The organism is Pandoraea sp. XJJ-1, assembly GCF_026802345.1.
Classification (GTDB): domain Bacteria; phylum Pseudomonadota; class Gammaproteobacteria; order Burkholderiales; family Burkholderiaceae; genus Pandoraea; species Pandoraea cepalis.
This window is the reverse complement of record NZ_CP113827.1, coordinates 2150083-2168379: the sequence shown is the minus strand read 5'-3', so window position 1 is coordinate 2168379 and position 18297 is coordinate 2150083. Positions and strand designations below refer to the sequence as shown.

The window sequence follows — 18297 nt, the reverse complement described above, 5'->3', positions numbered from 1 at the left end:
CGCGTCTCCCCCTGTTTATCTGAGGCTTGGTCTTAATCATGAGCGACTCGGCAACCGCCCAACCGAATCTTCCGTTTCTGCCGTTCACGCGGCCGAGCATCGACGACGCCACCATCGCCGGCGTTACCGAGGTGCTGCGTTCTGGCTGGATCACCTCCGGCCCGCAAGTGCAGGCCTTCGAGAAGGCCTTGTCCGACTATTTTGGCGGACGCCCGGTGCGCGTCTTCAACTCGGGCACCGCGACGCTGGAAATCGGCCTGCGCCTCGCCGGCGTGCAAGACGGTGACGAAGTGATCACCACGTCGCTGTCGTGGGTCGCCACGGCCAACGTGATTCTGGAAGTCGGCGCGACGCCCGTATTCGTCGACGTCGACCCGGCGACCCGCAATCTCGATCTCGATCTGCTCGAAAAGGCGATCACGCCCAGGACGCGCGCGATCATCCCGGTCTATCTGGCCGGGCTGCCGCTCGACATGGACCGGCTGTACGACATCGCGCGCCGTCACAACCTGCGCGTGATCGAGGACGCCGCGCAAGCCATGGGCTCGACATGGGGCGGCAAGCGCATCGGTGCCTTCGGCGACCTCGTCTCGTTCAGCTTCCACGCCAACAAGAACCTGACCTCCATCGAAGGCGGCGCGCTCGTCTTCAACAATGAGGACGAAGCCCGCCTGGCCGAGAAGTACCGTCTGCAGGGCGTGACCCGCACCGGCTTCGATGGCATGGACGTTGACGTGCTCGGCGGCAAGTTCAACCTCACGGACGTCGCTGCACGCGTGGGCCTCGGCCAGATGCCGCATCTGGCGGAATTCAACCGCCGTCGCTCGGCGCTGGCGCGGCTGTATTTCGACACGTTCGCGGGCGGCGCGGCCGTGGCGCTTGGCCTCGGCCTGCCGCACGCCGACTTCACGAACTCGAACTGGCACATGTTCCAGGTCGAGCTGCCGCTGGCGCGCCTCACGATCGACCGCGCGGGTTTCATGGAAAAACTCAAGGCGCGCGGCATCGGCAGTGGCGTGCATTACCCGGCCATCCACCTGTTTACGCTCTACCGCGGGCTCGGCTTCCGGGAAGGGCAGTTCCCGCATACGGAGCGTCTGGGCCGTTCGATCCTGACGTTGCCTCTCTTCCCCGCCATGGCGGATGCCGACGTTGCGCGCGTCTGCGAAGCCGTCAACGCCCTCTGCGCCGACCATCAAAAATGACCTGTCCCCAACTCTCCATCGTCATCCCGGTATATAACGAAGAGGCCGGACTCGCCGCCCTCTTCGCCCGGCTGTATCCGGCGCTCGACAAGCTGGGCGTGGCTTATGAAGTGGTGTTCGTCAACGACGGCAGCCGCGACCGCTCGGCCGCCTTGCTTGCCGAGCAGTTCCGTGCGCGCCCGGACACGACGCGCGTGGTGCTGTTCAACGGCAACTACGGACAACACATGGCCATCCTGGCCGGCTTCGAACACACGCGTGGCGAATGGGTCGTCACGCTCGACGCCGACCTGCAGAACCCGCCCGAGGAAATCGGCAAGCTCGTCGAGAAACTGGCGGCCGGGCACGACTACGTGGGCACGGTGCGCATGAACCGTCAGGACACATGGTTCCGCCGCCATGCCTCGCGCGCGATGAACCGCTTGCGTGAGCGCATCACGCGCATTCGCATGACCGACCAGGGCTGCATGCTGCGCGGCTACAGCCGTCATATCGTCGACACGGTCAATCAGTGCCGTGAGATCAACACGTTCATTCCGGCGCTGGCCTACACGTTTGCGCAGAACCCCACCGAAGTCGACGTCGCCCACGAAGAACGCTTCGCCGGCGAGTCGAAGTATTCGCTCTATGGCCTGATTCGTCTGAATTTCGACCTCGTCACCGGCTTCTCGGTGGTGCCGTTGCAGTGGCTCTCGGGCGTCGGCATCACGCTGTCGGCGGCCTCCGGTCTGCTGTTCGTCGTGCTGATGGCCCGCCGCTTCCTCTTCGGCTCGGAAGTTCAGGGCGTGTTCACGCTGTTCGCCGTCACGTTCTGCCTGCTGGGCGTGATTCTGTTCGGCATGGGCCTGCTCGGCGAGTACATCGGCCGCATTTATCAGCAGGTTCGCCAGCGTCCGCGCTATCTGGTACAAGCGGTGCTGGAGGACCCGTCGTCCGGCCAATCAGACAAGGGCACCAGCGTGACGTCGAGCGTGCGTCAGACGACCGGCGCCACGGAACTGGGATCGCACGCCTCATGAGCGCCCCAGTGCCCCAAGCCGCCAAAGCTGTCGTCTTTGCGTATCACAACGTGGGCGTGCGCTGCCTGCAGGTGCTGCTCGCGCGCGGTGTCGACGTCGCACTCGTCGTCACCCATCAGGACAATCCGAACGAGAACATCTGGTTCGGCAGCGTGGCCCGTGTCGCCGCCGAGCACGGTATCCCAGTCGTCACCCCCGACGATCCGGCCGATCCCGCGCTCGCCGCACAACTGCGCGCCATCGCGCCGGATTTCATCTTTTCCTTTTACTATCGCCACATGATTCCCGTGGCGGTGCTCGAAATCGCCTCGCGCGGCGCGTTCAACATGCACGGGTCGCTGCTGCCGAAGTATCGCGGCCGCGTACCGGTGAACTGGGCCGTTTTGAAGGGCGAAACGGAAACGGGCGCGACGCTGCACGAGATGGCCGCCAAGCCGGATGCCGGCGCCATCATCGACCAGACCGCCGTGCCGATCCTGCCGGACGATACGGCGGGCGAGGTCTTCGAGAAAGTCACGGTCGCCGCCGAGCAGACGCTCTGGCGCTGCCTGCCAGGCCTGATCGCCGGCACGGCACCGCGACAGGTGAACGAACTGAGCGCAGGTAGCTACTTCGGCGGACGCAAGCCGGAAGACGGCCGCATCGACTGGTCGAAGCCCGCAAAAGACGTCTACAACCTCATTCGCGCGGTCGCGCCGCCCTATCCGGGGGCGTTTACCGATGTGGCGGACCGTCGCTGGGTTGTCACGCACGCCCGTTTGTCACGCGCGCCGGCGCCCGCCGGTTTGCCCTGCGGACTGCAAGTAGTGGATAATGCGCTCCTTGGCGTTTGTGGCGACGCAAATGCTGTCGTCATTCATGAACTAATGCTGGACGGCAAAGCAGTCACGCCGGCACAGTTTTCCCAGCTCAATCACTGACCGCAATATGAAAAAAGTCCTGATTCTCGGTGTCAACGGGTTCATCGGCCACCATCTGTCGAAGCGCATCCTGGAGACGACCGACTGGGAAGTTTATGGCATGGACATGCTCACCGATCGCCTCGGCGATCTGATCAACCACGAGCGCATGCACTTCTTCGAAGGCGACATCACGATCAACAAAGAGTGGGTCGAGTACCACATTCGCAAGTGCGACGTGATTCTGCCGCTCGTCGCCATCGCCACGCCGGCCACCTACGTGAAGGCTCCGCTGCGTGTGTTCGAACTCGACTTCGAGGCGAACCTGCCGATCGTGCGCTCGGCCGTGAAGTACGGCAAGCACCTGGTGTTCCCGTCGACCTCCGAGGTCTACGGCATGTGCACCGACGGCGAGTTCGATCCGGAAAACTCGCCGCTGATCTATGGCCCGATCAACAAGCCGCGCTGGATCTACGCGTGTTCGAAGCAGCTCATGGATCGTGTGATCTGGGGCTACGGCATGCAGGAAGGCCTGAATTTCTCGCTGTTCCGCCCGTTCAACTGGATCGGCGCCGGCCTCGACTCGATCTACACGCCGAAGGAAGGTTCGTCGCGCGTAGTCACGCAGTTCCTCGGCCACATTGCTCGCGGCGAGAATATCAGCCTGGTCGACGGCGGCAGCCAGAAACGCGCCTTTACCGACATTGACGACGGTATCGACGCCCTGGTGCGCATCATCGATAACAAGAACAACATTGCCAGCGGCAAGATTTACAACATCGGCAACCCGACGAATAACTTCTCGGTGCGCGAGCTGGCCAACATGATGCTCAAGCTGGCCGCCGAATATCCCGAGTACGCTGACACGGCCAAGAAGGTTCAACTCGTCGAGACCTCGTCGGGCGCCTACTATGGCAACGGCTATCAGGACGTGCAGAATCGCGTGCCGAAGATCGAGAACACCATGCAGGAACTCGGCTGGGCACCGACCACGTCGATGGACGACGCGTTGCGCAAGATTTTCGAAGCGTATCGTGGCCATGTCGCCGAAGCGCGCCGTCTGGTCGAGGCCGAGTAAGGAACAGTCAGGGACATCCGCGACACGGTCGGGCGGCCTGCGTCAGGCCTACCGCCTCGGGGTTACGGGCAGCGCATTGCCGCCCATTGCAGCCCTTCGCATTGCACGCCCGGTGCGCCCTCGGCGCATCGGGCGTTTTTGACTCGGTAGTTTGTTTCGCAGTTCAGGATATCGCTCGAAGTCATTGCGATATCTCACTCAAGGGCGGCTATGGCCAACATTGTCCTGAAGATCGACGTCGACACGCTGCGCGGCACACGCGAAGGCGTGCCCAATCTGCTCGCCGCACTGGCCGAGCACGAGGCGCAAGCGACGTTCCTGTTCAGCCTCGGGCCGGACCACACCGGTTGGGCACTCAAGCGTGTCTTCCGTCCTGGCTTTTTGAAGAAAGTTTCACGCACTTCGGTGGTCGAGCACTACGGCTTCAAAACGCTCATGTACGGCACGTTGCTCCCCGGCCCGGACATCGGGCGGCGTGCGGCCGACGTCATGCGCACTGTGCGAGACGCGGGCCACGAGACCGGCATCCACACGTGGGACCACACGTATTGGCAAGACAACGTGCGCACACGCGACGCCGCCTGGACGCAACATCAGATGTCGCAAGCCCATGCGCGCTTCCTCCAGGTCTTCGGTGCGCCGCCGCGCACGCATGGGGCAGCCGGCTGGCAGATGAATCCGCACGCGTTTCGGCAGATCGACGCCTGGGGCATGAAGTATGCGTCTGACGGACGCGGCATCGCCCCGCACTACCCCATCGTCGATGGCGTGCGTCTACAGCATGTGCAGATGCCGACGACCCTGCCGACGGTCGACGAGTTGCTGGGCATCGACGGTCGTGACCTCGACGGCGTGGCCGAGCATCTGCTTGCCCTGACCCGCGATCCGGCGCAAGATCACGTGTTCACCCTTCACGCAGAACTCGAAGGGCAGAAACTGGCCCCGCTGTTCCGTCAATTGCTGGCTGGATGGCGCCGCCAGGGACACGCCCTGGTGACGATGGGCCAATACTACGAGACGCTCGATCTTGCCTCGCTACCGGCGCATCCCGTCGTGTGGGGCGAAATTCCGGGCCGCTCGGGCGATCTGATTCTCGAGGGCCAGGCCACTGCCTGAACCCGCTTTCGATCCACTTCCCCGTTCCGGCCTTGCAAGGCCACCCAAGGAGACCATAGTGACGGTAGCCATCGACACCCCCGTGCCCGATTTCACCGCACCGGCCACCGGCGGCGATTTTTCGCTCAAGGCGCATCGCGGCCAGAAGGTGGTGATCTATTTTTACCCGAAGGACAATACCCCCGGCTGCACGACGGAAGGCATGAACTTCCGCGACAACTACGATCAGTTTCAGGCAGCCGGGGCGCAAATCGTTGGCGTGTCGCGCGACAGCCTTCGCTCGCATGAAAACTTCCAGCGAAAACTCGAACTGCCCTTCCCGCTGATCTCGGACGGCGACGAAGCAGTTTGCCAATTGTTCGGTGTCATCAAGCTGAAAAAACTGTATGGCAAGGAACATCTGGGGATCGAACGCAGCACGTTCCTGATCGACGAAAAAGGCGTATTGCGCAACGAATGGCGCGGCGTACGTGTGCCCGATCACGTTACCGAAGTGCTGAGCGTCGTGCAGGCGCTCTGATCCGCTGGAGGGCTTGTCAGTGCCGCGGCGCATCGGGCGCCGGGCATCGTCGCCGGCCCCGCGCAAGCGCGCTTCTGTCGCGTGTTGCACGAGGACCGAAGGCGACCGCCAGTGCGGACATTCGGCGCTATACAAGCACGGCAAGAGACGTTATAGTCAGCCGTAATGATGAAGCGCATTGAACCAGACTATTGCAGGCGTTGCCACGGCGGCGCCTTCAGCCAAGCCGCCTCTCCGGTGCGTCCGGGCAGGCGGCTTTTTTGTTGCCGGGACGTGGGGTACCGCAGTCTGTCCCGGCCGAGTCGTGTTGTGTTTTCTTGAACGGGAAATCTATGCCATTGCCATCGGCGCCGACCAAACCGGGCTCGTTGCTCGCCCCGGAACAATTCCCCACTCGCCTCAAACCTTCGCGCACGGAGGCCAAGAAACCGATCCCCTCGTCTGAGCAACTCGCACTGGGCGAGACGTCCGGTGCCACGGGTGCCGGCGCGGCCGAATTGAAGGTCGTGCCTAAACCCTCGGCGGCACCGCAGACGACAGTACAACCGTCGCCTGTCGCACGCTCGCCCCAGTCGCCGCCGGCGGCCGAGTCGAACGGGGCAACACCGTCCCTCAAGGCCGTCAAGCCTACGTCAACGGGCACGGGTTCGAAACGGGCACGTCTGAAGGACCAGGAACCCGCCAAGCTCTTCGTGCTCGACACGAACGTGCTCATGCACGACCCAAGCAGCCTGTTCCGCTTCGAAGAGCACGACGTCTATCTGCCGATGATGACGTTGGAAGAGTTGGACAATCACAAGAAGGGCATGTCGGAAGTGGCGCGCAATGCGCGTCAGGTGAGCCGCACCCTTGACGGGCTGGTCGCCGAGAGCGGCACGAAGTCGATGGTCGAAGGCATCCTCCTCTCGCGGCTTGGCAACAAGGACGCCACGGGGCGCCTGTACTTCCAGACCGACCTGACCGACGTGCCGCCGCTCGACGGGTTGCCGCAAGGCAAGGCCGACAATCAGATTCTCGGCGTCGTGCGGGCATTGCAGGACAAGTTCCGCGATCGCCAGGTCGTGCTGGTGTCGAAGGACATCAACATGCGCGTCAAGGCGCATGCGCTTGGCCTGCCCGCGGAAGACTACTTCAACGACAAGGTGCTCGAGGACAGCGATCTGCTCTACTCGGGCGTGATGCCCCTGCCGACGGACTTCTGGACCAAGCACGGCAAGGGTATGGAGAGCTGGCAGGACAATCGCACCGGCACCACGTTCTATCGCATTACCGGGCCGCTCTGCGCGAGCTTCCTCATCAACCAGTTCGTCTATCTGGAGACGAACAACGGCGAGGCGCCGTTCTACGCGCAGGTTCGCGAGATCAACGGCAAGACGGCGCTGCTGCAAACGCTGCGCGACTATGGACACCACAAGAACAACGTGTGGGGCATCACGGCGCGCAACCGGGAGCAGAACTTCGCGCTGAACCTGCTGATGAATCCCGAAGTGGACTTCATCACGCTGCTCGGTCAGGCCGGTACCGGCAAGACGCTACTGGCGCTGGCCGCTGGTCTGGCGCAAACGCTTGACGAGAAGCGCTACAACGAAATCATCATCACGCGCGCGACCGTGCCCGTCGGTGAAGATATCGGCTTCCTGCCGGGCACCGAGGAAGAGAAGATGCAACCGTGGATGGGCGCGTTCGACGACAACCTCGAAGTGCTGCAAAAGACCGACGATTCCGCCGGCGAATGGGGCCGCGCGGCCACGCAGGAACTGATTCGCTCGCGACTCAAGGTCAAGAGCATGAACTTCATGCGCGGTCGTACGTTCGTGAACAAGTTCGTCATCATCGACGAGGCGCAGAACCTTACGCCGAAGCAGATGAAGACGCTCGTCACGCGTGCCGGCCCGGGGACCAAGCTGATCTGTCTGGGCAACATCGCGCAGATCGATACGCCGTACCTGACCGAAGGCAGCTCGGGCCTCACCTACGTGGTCGATCGATTCAAGGGATGGGGACACAGCGGGCACGTCACGCTGGCGCGCGGCGAACGTTCGCGTCTGGCCGACTACGCGGCGGAAATCCTCTGACGTCTGCCGACCGCGGACGGCGAGCCTCTTCGCTCTACGCGCTTCGCTCCATGCTCAACACGACGGCGCCTTCGGGCGCCGTTTTTTTTGACCGCCGGCGTCGCCAAGGCGGAGCGCACCGACGACAGCGTCATCCGGGAATCCGCTGATTTGTGACGTCGATGCCACAGAACGCCCGTCTTTCGGCGCTTTTACGGTGCATCGACCCGATAAGCGTCGTAAACTCGGCGCATGCGACTGTTCTCTCGCCTCCTCGCTCGCGACGTGACGCATCCGGCTATCCCGCCGAACGCGTGGGGCCGTTGCGTGGGCACGCTGGCGCTGACGTTGCTGGTCGCGGCTTGTTCGTCGGGTCCATCAATCCGACAAGGCGGCAGTGCGAACTATGGCAACCGAACGATGGGGCCGGAGCGCAGCGCGGGTCAGGAGGAGATTACGCTCGAAGCGATGAGCCTCGTTGGCATTCCTTACCGCTACGGCGGCAACACCCCGGATTCCGGTTTCGATTGCAGCGGCCTCGTGCGCTATGTCGTGGCGCGCGCCGCCGGCGTGAACCTGCCCCGCACGACGGCCGACATGAGTGGTGTGGGCACACCGTTGGCGCGCGACGACCTCGCCTCGGGCGATCTTATCTTCTTCAACACGACGGGACGCGCCCACTCGCACGTAGGCATCTACGTGGGTCAGGGGCAGTTCGTACACGCGCCGAACACCGGCGGCACAGTGCGCCTGGAGAGTCTCTTCATTCCATATTGGGCACGCCGGATCGATGGTGTTCGACGCGTCGCAGCGAACAAGGCACCCGCAGGTAATACGACTTACGTGAATCGGTCGGCGCCGGCCTCGCTCGCTCAGTCGCCCGCCGCGGCAACGCCACCGAGCGAGCCTGTGAACCCATCGAATACCGCACCGAACCACCCGCTTACCGGGGCGACTCCGTCTCCGATGGTAGCGCCGCAGGTCTTGGTGCCGAGTCGCACAGCCAACCTTGCCGCCCCAGCCCCGCAGGACGACGATCCCATCGCTCGCTTCGCCAACAGCTCGATGTAATCACTTCCGGCAGACGAGCATCGGTTGAGCGTGAATTGAAGGATCAGCGCAGGTGGGCAAGCAGCGTCGCCGCGCCGCCGACATTGATCGCGACGCCCACCAGTGTGGTGACCGGACGGCGATGCAAGCAACGATGGATCAATGCAGTCATGTTAGCCTCCCACGGGAATCGATTAAACACTATGACGGAATAGTAATTGATCGCTATTGGCTATAGAAATTGATTCTCTCGATGGCCTCGATGCGGCCTGCCAATGGCGCCATGCCGCCCGCGGGGGGCTAAAGCAGGACACAAAAAAAGCGGCCGAAGCCGCTTTTTTTGTTGCCCTGGCGGGTCACACCGTCATGAGACGGCAGCCCGCCGAACCGACATCACAGAATCTGCTTGCCGACCCACCACGCGATCGCGGCGATGAACGCCGAGGCCGGGATCGTCAGCACCCATGCCCAGACGATGTTGCCTGCCACCCCCCAGCGCACCGCAGAGAGCTTGCGCGTGGCGCCAACGCCCACGATGGCGCCGGTGATGGTGTGCGTGGTCGAGACCGGCACGCCGAGCCACGACGCGAAGAACAGCGTAAACGCCCCGCCGGTTTCGGCACAGAAGCCACCGACCGGCTTGAGCTTGGTGATCTTCTGCCCCATCGTGCGCACGATGCGCCAGCCACCGAACATGGTGCCCAGACCGATCGCCAGATAGCAGCCCACGATCACCCACAGCGGCGGTTCCGCAGCCTCCTGCGGCCACATGCCCGCGGCGATCAGCAACATCCAGATGATACCGATGGTCTTCTGGGCATCGTTACCGCCGTGTCCCAGGCTGTACATACCGGCCGAAATCAGCTGCAGGCGGCGGAACCAGCGGTCGACGCGCGCGGGTGGCGTTCGGAAGAACAACCAGGACACCAGCAGCATGAAGAACGAACCGAGCACGAAACCGAGCAGCGGCGAGATGAAAATGAACGCGACCGTTTGCAGCAGTCCACTCGTGACAAGCGAACCCGTGCCGGCCTTGGCCACCGCAGCGCCGACCAATCCACCGATCAGCGCGTGCGACGAACTCGACGGAATGCCGTAGTACCAAGTAATCACGTTCCACGCGATCGCCCCGACGAGGGCGCCGAAGATCACGTAGTGATCCACGATTTCGGGATGAACCGTCCCCTTGCCCACCGTCGCCGCGACTTTCAGATGAAAGACGAACAGCGCGATCACGTTGAACATGGCGGCAAAAGCCACCGCCTGATGCGGCTTGAGCACGCCCGTCGAGACCACCGTGGCGATCGAGTTGGCGGCGTCGTGGAAGCCATTCATGAAGTCGAACAGGAGCGCAAGTGCGACCAACAGTCCGATCAGCCAAAGGCTGATGTGCAGCGTTGCCATCGAAAGTCTCCGCTCAGGCGTTTTCCAGCACAATGCCTTCGATGATGTTGGCAACGTCCTCGCACTTATCGGTCACCGATTCGAGCAATTCGGACACGGCCTTTTGCTTGATCAGCTCCTTCACGTCGGATTCTTCGCGAAACAGCTTCGAGAGCGACGCACGCAACAGGCGGTCGGCGTCCGATTCGAGCCCGTCGATTTCCTCGCAGAGCTTCAGGATCTCGCGCGCGCGATCCATGTCATTGAGCAGCGCCACGGTGCTTTGCACCCGTTCGCAACACTTCACACAAATCTCGCCCAGCGTGCGCGCCTCGGACGGCACGCTCTTGACGTCGTACATCCACACGGCTGTCGCCACGTCCTCCATCAGATCCAGGATGTCGTCCATCGTGCTGATCAACTTGTGGATTTCATCGCGATCGAACGGCGTGATGAACGTCTTGTGCATCAGGTCGATGGTCTCGTGCGTGATGCGATCCGCTTTCTTCTCGTTGTTCTGCACGGCAACGGTGCGTGCCTCGGCATTGGGCAGATCGTTGAGCATGGCAGACAGCTCGCGGCTGCCGGCAACCATACACGCCGCGTGCTGGTTGAACAGCTCAAAGAACTTGCCCTCGGTGGGCATGAAGCGACCGAACATTATTGGAAAACTCCGGATATTAATAGGGGACGGGTCGACACAAAAACGTCACATTCTACCTCGTTGCGGGCGCGCGTTACCGCACGCCCTTACGAATGGGCGGAAATCAATGCGTCAATATTGGGGACCGGCCAGATTGTCGAACTTGGTATACGCACCGATGAACGCCAGACGCACCTGACCGATAGGACCATTACGCTGTTTTGCGATGATGATCTCGGCAGTGCCCTTGTCGGGCGTATCGGGGTTGTACACTTCGTCGCGATAGATGAACAGGATGATGTCGGCATCCTGTTCGATAGCACCCGATTCACGCAAGTCCGACATGACCGGACGCTTGTTCGGGCGTTGTTCAAGACTGCGGTTGAGCTGTGAGAGCGCGATCACCGGCACGTTCAGCTCCTTGGCGAGCCCCTTGAGCGAACGCGAAATCTCGGAGATTTCGGTCGCGCGGTTCTCGCCGTTGCCCGAACCGCTCATGAGCTGGAGGTAATCGATGATGATCAGCCCCAGCTTGCCGCACTGACGTGCCAGACGCCGTGCGCGCGCGCGCAACTCCATCGGATTGAGCGCAGGCGTCTCGTCGACGAAAAGCTGCGTCTCGTTCATCTTCTGCATGGCGTGCGTGAGCTTCGGCCAGTCTTCGTCGACCAGCTTGCCGGTGCGAAGACGATGCTGATCGAGACGCCCCACCGACCCCAGCATACGCATGGCCAGCTGCGTGCCCGGCATTTCCATCGAGAACACGGCGACCGGCAGCCCCTCTTCCACGGCGATATGCTCGCCGATGTTCATCGAGAAGGTTGTCTTACCCATCGAAGGACGGCCCGCCACGATGATCAGATCGCCGCCGTTGAAACCCGACGTCATGCGATCCAGGTCGACGAAGCCCGTCGGAATACCGGTGATGTCGCTCCCGCCTTCGCGGTGGTACAACTCGTCGATGCGCTCGACCACCTGCGTGAGCAGCGGCTGCAGTTCAAGGAAGCCGTTCGTGCTGCGCGAGCCTTCTTCCGCGATGGCAAACACCTTCGCTTCCGCCTCGTCGAGCATCTGACGCACTTCCCTGCCCTGCGGATTGAAAGCATCTGACGCAATTTCGTCGGCGACTGTCACGAGCTTGCGCAACACCGCACGGTCGCGCACGATTTCCGCGTAACGACGAATGTTCGCGGCACTCGGCGTATTCTGCGCCAGGGCGTTCAGGTAGGCGAGCCCGCCCACGTCCTCGGCTTTGCCGGCTGAGGTGAGCGATTCGAAAACGGTGATCACGTCGGCAGGACGGTCGCTGGCGATCAGCCGACCGATGTGCTGATAGATCAGCCGGTGGTCGTAGCGGTAAAAGTCCGATTCGGCCAGAAAGTCGCCGATTCGATCCCACGCCCCGTTGTCGAGCAGCAGCCCACCGAGCACGGATTGCTCCGCCTCGATAGAGTGCGGCGGCACTTTGAGGGAATCGAGTTGGGGATCGGGAGCGTTCATGCCGGGCATTATACCGCCCCCGCGCTCACGATCCGATCCGGCGAAATCGCGCTTGCGCGGCGATTTTTCCGAACGTGTTTTGTTCAGCAGTTTCCCGGGAGGCAACATAAGGCAGCGCTATCGAACGTGAGGAACGTGGAAGGGAGTGCGCAACCGGGACGCGGTCGGCATAGACCTGCGCATGCGCGGCCATCGGAAAGCCCGGCAACCGACACCACAGAGGGGACAGACATAAAAAAACGGAAGCCGGCGGACCGACTTCCGTTTTTTGTTCGCGTCGGGAAGCTGACGCGGATACGGCTTACGCGTGCTCGCCCAGCACCGACACGTTCACGTCGACGACGACGTCCGTGTGCAGCGACACTTGGACCGGGAAGTCACCCACGGTCTTGAGCGGGCCATTCGGCAGGCGCACTTGCATCTTTTCAACCTTGAAACCTTGGGTGCCCAGGGCTTCGGCGATATCGAAGTTGGTGACCGAACCGAACAGACGACCGTCAACGCCGGCCTTCTGCGAGATTTGCACGGTCAGGCCCGACAGCTTTTCGCCTTCGGCTTGTGCGGCAGCCAGCTTCTCGGTGGCAGCCTTTTCCAGGTCGGCACGGCGAACTTCGAACTCGGCGATCGCGTCCTTGGTGGCGCGACGCGCCTTCTTGGTCGGGATCAGGAAGTTACGTGCGAAACCATCCTTGACCTTCACGATGTCGCCCAGGTTACCCAGGTTGACGACTTTTTCCAGCAGAATCACTTGCATTATCTATTCTCCTTCGTCGACTGGCGATTAAGCACCGTGCAGATCGGTGTACGGCATCAGCGCGAGGAAACGCGCGCGCTTGATGGCCGTGTCGAGCTGGCGCTGGTAGTGCGCCTTGGTGCCCGTCAGGCGAGCCGGGGTGATCTTGCCGTTGTCGCCGATGAAGTCCTTCAGCGTCTCGATATCCTTGTAATCGATCTGGTCAACACCAGCGACGGTGAAGCGGCAGAACTTCTTGCGCTTGAACAGCGGGTTTTGCTGTTGGCGGCGGCGATCAAACTTCTTGTTTTTACCGTTAGGACGCGGCATGTTCAACAATCCTTTTCAAATACTTGCAATGCTGTGATGTGAAACACCAGGGTGCGGCTATTGCGATGCTTCTTGGCCAGAAACCCTGCCCACTGGGCCGGTTTCTCCAGTCCCAACGCCATGACTTTGGCACTGAGGGGACCGATCGCAACGGCTGGCATCGAGAACTCGACTTGCCGGGCCACGCCCGACTCTTCGACGGTTCCCGCATAGGCCAGCGTGACCTCGATCACGGGAAGCCCGGCTGGGGTATAGCGCAGCGTGCCGATTTCGACGATGCTGGCTTCAAGCCGTAAGCGATTCACGCGGTCGACGTTTCCGTGGATTCCCTGATGCGTTCCGGTGCGCTAATTACGATGCGGCAGCTTCGGTCGCGGGCGTGGCGGCAGCCTTCTTGGCTTCTTCGCGGGCCACTTCCTTCATCATCGGCGACGGTGCGGTCTCGGCCTTCTTCATGCGAACCACGAGGTGGCGCAGCACGGCGTCGTTGAACTTGAATGCGTGTTCCAGCTCGTCCAGGGTTTCCTGGTCGCATTCGATGTTCATGCAGACGTAGTGAGCCTTGGCCAGCTTCTCGATCATGTACGCCAGTTGACGACGGCCCCAGTCTTCGATGCGATGGATCTGACCGGCCTTGGCCGTCACCATGCTCTTGTAGCGCTCGATCATCGCAGGCACTTGCTCGCTCTGATCGGGGTGAACGATAAATACGATTTCATAATGACGCATATATAAGCTCCTTATGGACAAAGCCGCCCGGGCGTCAAAACCAGTGCAGCAAGGTTGCAGAACCCGCGATTCTAGCGGATTTCACGTCGATCATCAACTGCCGTCTCATCAGGACCGGTCAAGTGTTTTCCAGCCAATAGTTCGGACGGGCATAGATTTGCCGCAGTTGCTCGATGAACAGGCGCACCCGCGCGGGCTGGAAGCGCTGTTGGGGGTACACGGCGAGGATGTCGTAGTCAGGTAACGCGTACTCGTCGAGCACGGTCTCCAGTTCGCCGGAGAGCAGTTCGCGCTGGATTTCCCACGTCGAGCGCCAGCCCAGCCCGATGCCCTCCAGTGACCAGCGGTGCAGCAACTCGCCGTCGTTGCAGTCCAGACTGCCCGCCACGCGAATCGTCACGAGCTTGCCCTGGCGCTTGAAGTACCAACCGCGCTGCTGGCCGCCTTGCAGGTTGAACGCGAGGCAGTTGTGCCTGGCCAGGTCTTCGAGCGTCTTCGGACGACCGTAGCGGGCGAAATATGCCGGGGTGCCGCACACCACGCGCCGGTTCTGGGCGAGTTTGACAGCCACGAAATTCGGATCGACCGAGCCGCCGATGCGAATGCCCATGTCGTACCCCTCGCGCACGAGGTCGACCACGCGGTCGGTCAGGTTGAACGAAATCTGCACCTCGGGGTGCAGGCGCAGGAACGCCGGCGCATGCGGCGCGACGTGCTTGCGCCCGAACGCCGCCGGCGCCGACACGATCAGGTGCCCCGAAACGGCATGACGCCCCGCGCTGATTTCGTTCTCGGCCATCTCCCAGTCGCCGAGCAACTGTTTGCACCGCTCTAGGAACGCGCCGCCCTCTTCCGACAACGCAAGCCGTCGTGTCGAGCGGTACATCAGCTTGATGCCCAGACGCTTTTCGAGCGCGTCGATGCGCCTTCCGAGGATCACCGGCGAGACCCCTTCCTTTAAGGCCGCGGCGGCCAGACTGCCCGCTTCGGCCACCTGCACGAAGGTTTCGATCTGTTTGAATCGGTCCATGCCCCCTCCATTCGATACTTTTTGTTCTTAAAAAAACGATCTTTTGTGATCTTATCAAACAAATCGTACCGGCTTAAAGTGGCTTCCAACACATTGACTCATTACCCATTGGAGACGTCACATGGCCAAGATGACCGCCGTAGAGGCCGCAATTCGAGTGCTCGAGAAAGAAGGTGTCACCACCGCATTCGGTGTGCCCGGTGCTGCCATCAACCCGTTCTATTCGGCAATGCGCAAGGCCGGCAGCGTGGAGCACGTGCTCGCACGCCACGTCGAGGGCGCGTCCCACATGGCCGAAGGTTACACCCGCGCCGAAGCCGGCAATATCGGCCTGTGCATCGGCACCTCGGGGCCTGCGGGCACCGACATGATTACCGGCCTGTACTCCGCCTGGGCCGATTCGATTCCCATCCTCTGCATCACGGGTCAGGCGCCGCGCGCCCGTCTGTACAAGGAAGATTTCCAGGCTGTCGACATCGAGACGATCGCCAAGCCGGTCACCAAGTGGGCCGTGACGGTGCGCGAGCCCGCGCTCGTGCCGCGCGTGTTCCAGCAGGCATTCCACCTGATGCGCTCGGGCCGTCCGGGTCCGGTGCTCATCGATCTGCCGTTCGACGTGCAGGTTGCCGAGATCGAATTCGATCCGGACACCTACGAACCGCTGCCGGTGTACAAGCCCGCGGCCACGCGCGCCCAGATCGAGAAGGCCATTCAGATGCTGGTCGCATCGGAGCGCCCGCTTATCGTCTCGGGCGGTGGTGTGATCAATGCCGACGCCGCCGACCTGCTCGTCGAGTTCGCCGAGACCGTGAACGTGCCGGTCGTGCCCACGCTCATGGGCTGGGGCACCATTGCCGACGACCATCCGCTCATGGCCGGCATGGTCGGACTGCAGACCTCGCATCGCTTCGGCAATGCGACGATGCTCGCGTCGGACTTCGTGATGGGCATCGGCAACCGCTGGGCCAATCGCCACACGGGCAGCGTCGACGTATTCACCAAGGGCCGCAAGTTCGTGCACGTCGACATCGAGCCGACGCAAATCGGCCGCGTGTTCGGTCCGGACTACGGCATCGTCTCCGACGCCAAGGCCGCGCTCACGCTGTTCGTGGAAGTTGCCAAGGAACTGAAGGCCGCCGGCCGTCTGCCGGATCGTGCGCAATGGGTGGCCGATTGCCAGAAGCGCAAGCGCACCATGCTGCGCCGCACGGACTTCGATCAGGTGCCGATCAAGCCGCAGCGCGTGTATCAGGAAATGAACGCATTCTTCGGTCGCGATGTGCGCTATGTCTCGACCATCGGTCTGTCGCAGATCGCCGCCGCGCAGTTCCTGCACGTGAACAAGCCACGCCACTGGATCAACTGCGGCCAGGCAGGCCCGCTGGGCTGGACGGTGCCGGCCGCCATCGGGGCGAAGGTTGCCTCGCCGTCGTCGGACGTGGTGGCGATCTCGGGCGACTATGACTTCCAGTTCATGATCGAAGAACTGGCCGTGGCCGCGCAGTTCAAGGTGCCGTACATCCACGTGGTCGTGAACAACTCGTACCTGGGCCTGATCCGTCAGGCGCAGCGCAACTTCGACATGGACTACTGCGTGCAGCTCGCGTTCGAGAACGTGAACTCGCCGGAAGTCAACGGTTACGGCGTCGATCACGTGAAGGTGGCCGAAGGCCTCGGCGTGAAGGCGATCCGTGTGTTCCAGCCGAACGACATCCAGCCGGCGTTCGCCCAGGCCCGCAAGCTGATGGCCGAGTTCTCCGTGCCGGTGATCGTGGAAGTGATTCTCGAGCGTGTGACCAACATTGCGATGGGCACCGAGATCAACAACGTCAACGAGTTCGAAGACATCATCGACGTGGTGGAAGAAGACAACGCAGTGTCGGCGTAAGTCAACGCTGTAAAACGGTTTGCGGGGCGCGTGCGTCCCCTGCGCTCTCGGCTAGACCCCTTGAACGAAAAAAGCAGGCGCCCCGCAACCTTGCAACACCCTGGCATCGAAATCGTCGAAACCACCCCCTAAAAGAGAGAAAGAGGAGTCAGCGCAATGCCGAAATTTGCCGCCAATCTGACCATGCTGTTCAACGAGGTGCCGTTCCTCGACCGCTTCAAGGCGGCCGCCGCAGCGGGCTTTCGCGGCGTGGAGTTCCTGTTCCCGTACGCGTTTCATCGCGACCAGATCGCTGACAAGCTGAACCAGTACCAGCTCGATCTCGTGCTGCACAACCTGCCCGCTGGCAACTGGGATGCGGGCGAGCGCGGCATCGCGATCTTCCCCGAGCGCGTGGCCGAATTCCGCGACGGCGTGGGCGAAGCCATCACCTACGCCAAGGCGCTGGGTGTGAAGCAACTGAACTGCCTCGTGGGCAAGCAAGGCGCGGACCTGTCGACGCAAGTCGCGCAAGACACGCTCGTGGGTAACCTGCGCTTCGCCGCCGATGCCCTCAAGGCCGAAGGCATCCGACTGCTGGTCGAGCCGATCAACACGTACGACATTCCCGGCTTCTTCGTGAACCGCACGAAGCAGGCGTTGGAGATCTTCGACGCCGTGGGTTCGGACAACCTGTTCCTGCAGTACGACATCTATCACATGCAGCGCATGGAAGGCGAACTCGCCAAGACCATCGAGACGAATCTGGCGCGCATCGCTCACGTGCAACTGGCGGACAACCCGGGCCGCAACGAGCCGGGCACGGGCGAGATCAACTACGCCTACCTGTTCGCGTTCCTCGACCGCATTGGCTACCAAGGATGGATCGGTTGCGAGTACAAACCGGCCACCACCACGACCGAGGGCCTCGGCTGGTTCAAGGCAGCGGGGCTGCGCGAAGCGGCGTAATTCCTACGCGCCCCCATACCCACCGCGCGACACCTCCCCCGGTGGCACGCGGAAGAAACGAAGGCGTATCCGCCCGAGGCGGTGCGCCGGCTGACCGGGTTTCGACGAGGAAGGGCCCCGCCGGCCGCATGCAGGGGGCATGCGGCCGGAGCACGGGGGCGCCGCGATAAGG

Annotated in this window: 18 protein-coding genes; 10 read left to right on the top strand and 8 right to left on the bottom strand. The window is 62.3% G+C overall.

The annotated features are described in order from the left end of the window. Positions 1-38: 38 nt before the first annotated feature. The 8 genes from OYT13_RS09895 (at position 39) to OYT13_RS09860 (ending at position 8962) form a co-directional block, all read left to right on the top strand. Entirely contained in the window at positions 39-1205 is a 1167-nt protein-coding gene (locus OYT13_RS09895) for a DegT/DnrJ/EryC1/StrS family aminotransferase (RefSeq protein WP_261938703.1), read from the top strand. Next, positions 1202-2224 carry a glycosyltransferase gene (locus OYT13_RS09890; RefSeq protein ID WP_268567643.1) on the top strand — a complete coding sequence of 341 codons (1023 nt, stop codon included), beginning with the start codon at positions 1202-1204 and terminating at the stop codon, positions 2222-2224. The genes OYT13_RS09895 and OYT13_RS09890 overlap by 4 nt, the downstream gene beginning before the upstream one ends. Next, the gene (locus OYT13_RS09885; RefSeq protein WP_039829885.1) at positions 2221-3144 is read left to right on the top strand and encodes a formyltransferase; all 924 of its coding nucleotides are present in this window, start codon (positions 2221-2223) and stop codon (positions 3142-3144) included. The genes OYT13_RS09890 and OYT13_RS09885 overlap by 4 nt, the downstream gene beginning before the upstream one ends. A gap of 7 nt (positions 3145-3151) precedes the next feature. Further along, positions 3152-4201 carry a bifunctional UDP-4-keto-pentose/UDP-xylose synthase gene (locus tag OYT13_RS09880; RefSeq protein WP_017232278.1) on the top strand — a complete coding sequence of 350 codons (1050 nt, stop codon included), beginning with the start codon at positions 3152-3154 and terminating at the stop codon, positions 4199-4201. Positions 4202-4411: 210 nt separating this feature from the next. Continuing rightward, positions 4412-5317, top strand: a complete 906-nt coding sequence (locus tag OYT13_RS09875; protein ID WP_017232279.1) for a polysaccharide deacetylase family protein — start codon at positions 4412-4414, stop codon at positions 5315-5317. 58 nt (positions 5318-5375) lie between these two features. Next, a complete protein-coding gene (locus tag OYT13_RS09870; RefSeq protein ID WP_150563550.1) occupies positions 5376-5837 on the top strand; it encodes a peroxiredoxin in 462 nt (153 codons plus the stop codon). Positions 5838-6169: 332 nt separating this feature from the next. Beyond that, positions 6170-7912 carry a PhoH family protein gene (locus OYT13_RS09865; RefSeq protein WP_017232281.1) on the top strand — a complete coding sequence of 581 codons (1743 nt, stop codon included), beginning with the start codon at positions 6170-6172 and terminating at the stop codon, positions 7910-7912. 231 nt (positions 7913-8143) lie between these two features. Next, positions 8144-8962, top strand: coding sequence for a C40 family peptidase (locus tag OYT13_RS09860; protein WP_150563552.1), 819 nt, complete (start codon positions 8144-8146; stop codon positions 8960-8962). Positions 8963-9334: 372 nt separating this feature from the next. Here OYT13_RS09860 and OYT13_RS09855 read toward each other — a convergent pair whose 3' ends face one another. From OYT13_RS09855 to OYT13_RS09820, 8 genes are all read right to left on the bottom strand, one after another. Further along, the gene (locus OYT13_RS09855; protein WP_017232284.1) at positions 9335-10345 is read right to left on the bottom strand and encodes an inorganic phosphate transporter; all 1011 of its coding nucleotides are present in this window, start codon (positions 10343-10345) and stop codon (positions 9335-9337) included. A gap of 13 nt (positions 10346-10358) precedes the next feature. Further along, a complete protein-coding gene (locus tag OYT13_RS09850; protein ID WP_017232285.1) occupies positions 10359-10985 on the bottom strand; it encodes a DUF47 domain-containing protein in 627 nt (208 codons plus the stop codon). Between the two features lie 114 nt (positions 10986-11099). Further along, complete coding sequence (locus tag OYT13_RS09845) at positions 11100-12467, bottom strand: replicative DNA helicase (protein WP_026131664.1); 1368 nt, start codon at positions 12465-12467, stop codon at positions 11100-11102. Positions 12468-12768: 301 nt separating this feature from the next. Beyond that, positions 12769-13221: a 50S ribosomal protein L9 gene (gene rplI, locus OYT13_RS09840; RefSeq protein ID WP_017232287.1), complete on the bottom strand. Its 453-nt coding sequence runs from the start codon at positions 13219-13221 to the stop codon at positions 12769-12771. 27 nt (positions 13222-13248) lie between these two features. Continuing rightward, positions 13249-13530 carry a 30S ribosomal protein S18 gene (gene rpsR, locus OYT13_RS09835; protein ID WP_017232288.1) on the bottom strand — a complete coding sequence of 94 codons (282 nt, stop codon included), beginning with the start codon at positions 13528-13530 and terminating at the stop codon, positions 13249-13251. A gap of 2 nt (positions 13531-13532) precedes the next feature. Beyond that, positions 13533-13835 (bottom strand): primosomal replication protein N, encoded by a 303-nt coding sequence (gene priB, locus OYT13_RS09830; protein ID WP_017232289.1) that lies wholly within the window; start codon positions 13833-13835, stop codon positions 13533-13535. Positions 13836-13881: 46 nt separating this feature from the next. Further along, a complete protein-coding gene (gene rpsF, locus OYT13_RS09825) occupies positions 13882-14259 on the bottom strand; it encodes a 30S ribosomal protein S6 (protein WP_017232290.1) in 378 nt (125 codons plus the stop codon). A 118-nt stretch (positions 14260-14377) separates the two neighbouring features. Continuing rightward, positions 14378-15289: a LysR family transcriptional regulator gene (locus tag OYT13_RS09820; protein WP_017232291.1), complete on the bottom strand. Its 912-nt coding sequence runs from the start codon at positions 15287-15289 to the stop codon at positions 14378-14380. Between the two features lie 121 nt (positions 15290-15410). On the opposite strand from OYT13_RS09820, the gene gcl reads away from it, so the two are divergent. Further along, positions 15411-17177, top strand: a complete 1767-nt coding sequence (gene gcl / locus OYT13_RS09815; protein WP_017232292.1) for a glyoxylate carboligase — start codon at positions 15411-15413, stop codon at positions 17175-17177. 156 nt (positions 17178-17333) lie between these two features. Continuing rightward, positions 17334-18125 (top strand): hydroxypyruvate isomerase, encoded by a 792-nt coding sequence (gene hyi / locus OYT13_RS09810; protein ID WP_017232293.1) that lies wholly within the window; start codon positions 17334-17336, stop codon positions 18123-18125. Positions 18126-18297 lie beyond the last annotated feature (172 nt).

What these genes read in the sequence shown, in the direction of transcription:
- OYT13_RS09895 (WP_261938703.1), top strand. Translation starts at nt 39, where the DNA reads ATGAGCGACTCGGCAACCGCCCAACCGAATCTTCCGTTTCTGCCGTTC.
- OYT13_RS09890 (WP_268567643.1), top strand. Translation starts at nt 1,202, where the DNA reads ATGACCTGTCCCCAACTCTCCATCGTCATCCCGGTATATAACGAAGAG.
- OYT13_RS09885 (WP_039829885.1), top strand. Translation starts at nt 2,221, where the DNA reads ATGAGCGCCCCAGTGCCCCAAGCCGCCAAAGCTGTCGTCTTTGCGTAT.
- OYT13_RS09880 (WP_017232278.1), top strand. Translation starts at nt 3,152, where the DNA reads ATGAAAAAAGTCCTGATTCTCGGTGTCAACGGGTTCATCGGCCACCAT.
- OYT13_RS09875 (WP_017232279.1), top strand. Translation starts at nt 4,412, where the DNA reads ATGGCCAACATTGTCCTGAAGATCGACGTCGACACGCTGCGCGGCACA.
- OYT13_RS09865 (WP_017232281.1), top strand. Translation starts at nt 6,170, where the DNA reads ATGCCATTGCCATCGGCGCCGACCAAACCGGGCTCGTTGCTCGCCCCG.
- OYT13_RS09860 (WP_150563552.1), top strand. Translation starts at nt 8,144, where the DNA reads ATGCGACTGTTCTCTCGCCTCCTCGCTCGCGACGTGACGCATCCGGCT.
- OYT13_RS09855 (WP_017232284.1), bottom strand. Translation starts at nt 10,345, where the DNA reads ATGGCAACGCTGCACATCAGCCTTTGGCTGATCGGACTGTTGGTCGCA.
- OYT13_RS09850 (WP_017232285.1), bottom strand. Translation starts at nt 10,985, where the DNA reads ATGTTCGGTCGCTTCATGCCCACCGAGGGCAAGTTCTTTGAGCTGTTC.
- OYT13_RS09845 (WP_026131664.1), bottom strand. Translation starts at nt 12,467, where the DNA reads ATGAACGCTCCCGATCCCCAACTCGATTCCCTCAAAGTGCCGCCGCAC.
- rplI (WP_017232287.1), bottom strand. Translation starts at nt 13,221, where the DNA reads ATGCAAGTGATTCTGCTGGAAAAAGTCGTCAACCTGGGTAACCTGGGC.
- rpsR (WP_017232288.1), bottom strand. Translation starts at nt 13,530, where the DNA reads ATGCCGCGTCCTAACGGTAAAAACAAGAAGTTTGATCGCCGCCGCCAA.
- rpsF (WP_017232290.1), bottom strand. Translation starts at nt 14,259, where the DNA reads ATGCGTCATTATGAAATCGTATTTATCGTTCACCCCGATCAGAGCGAG.
- OYT13_RS09820 (WP_017232291.1), bottom strand. Translation starts at nt 15,289, where the DNA reads ATGGACCGATTCAAACAGATCGAAACCTTCGTGCAGGTGGCCGAAGCG.
- gcl (WP_017232292.1), top strand. Translation starts at nt 15,411, where the DNA reads ATGGCCAAGATGACCGCCGTAGAGGCCGCAATTCGAGTGCTCGAGAAA.
- hyi (WP_017232293.1), top strand. Translation starts at nt 17,334, where the DNA reads ATGCCGAAATTTGCCGCCAATCTGACCATGCTGTTCAACGAGGTGCCG.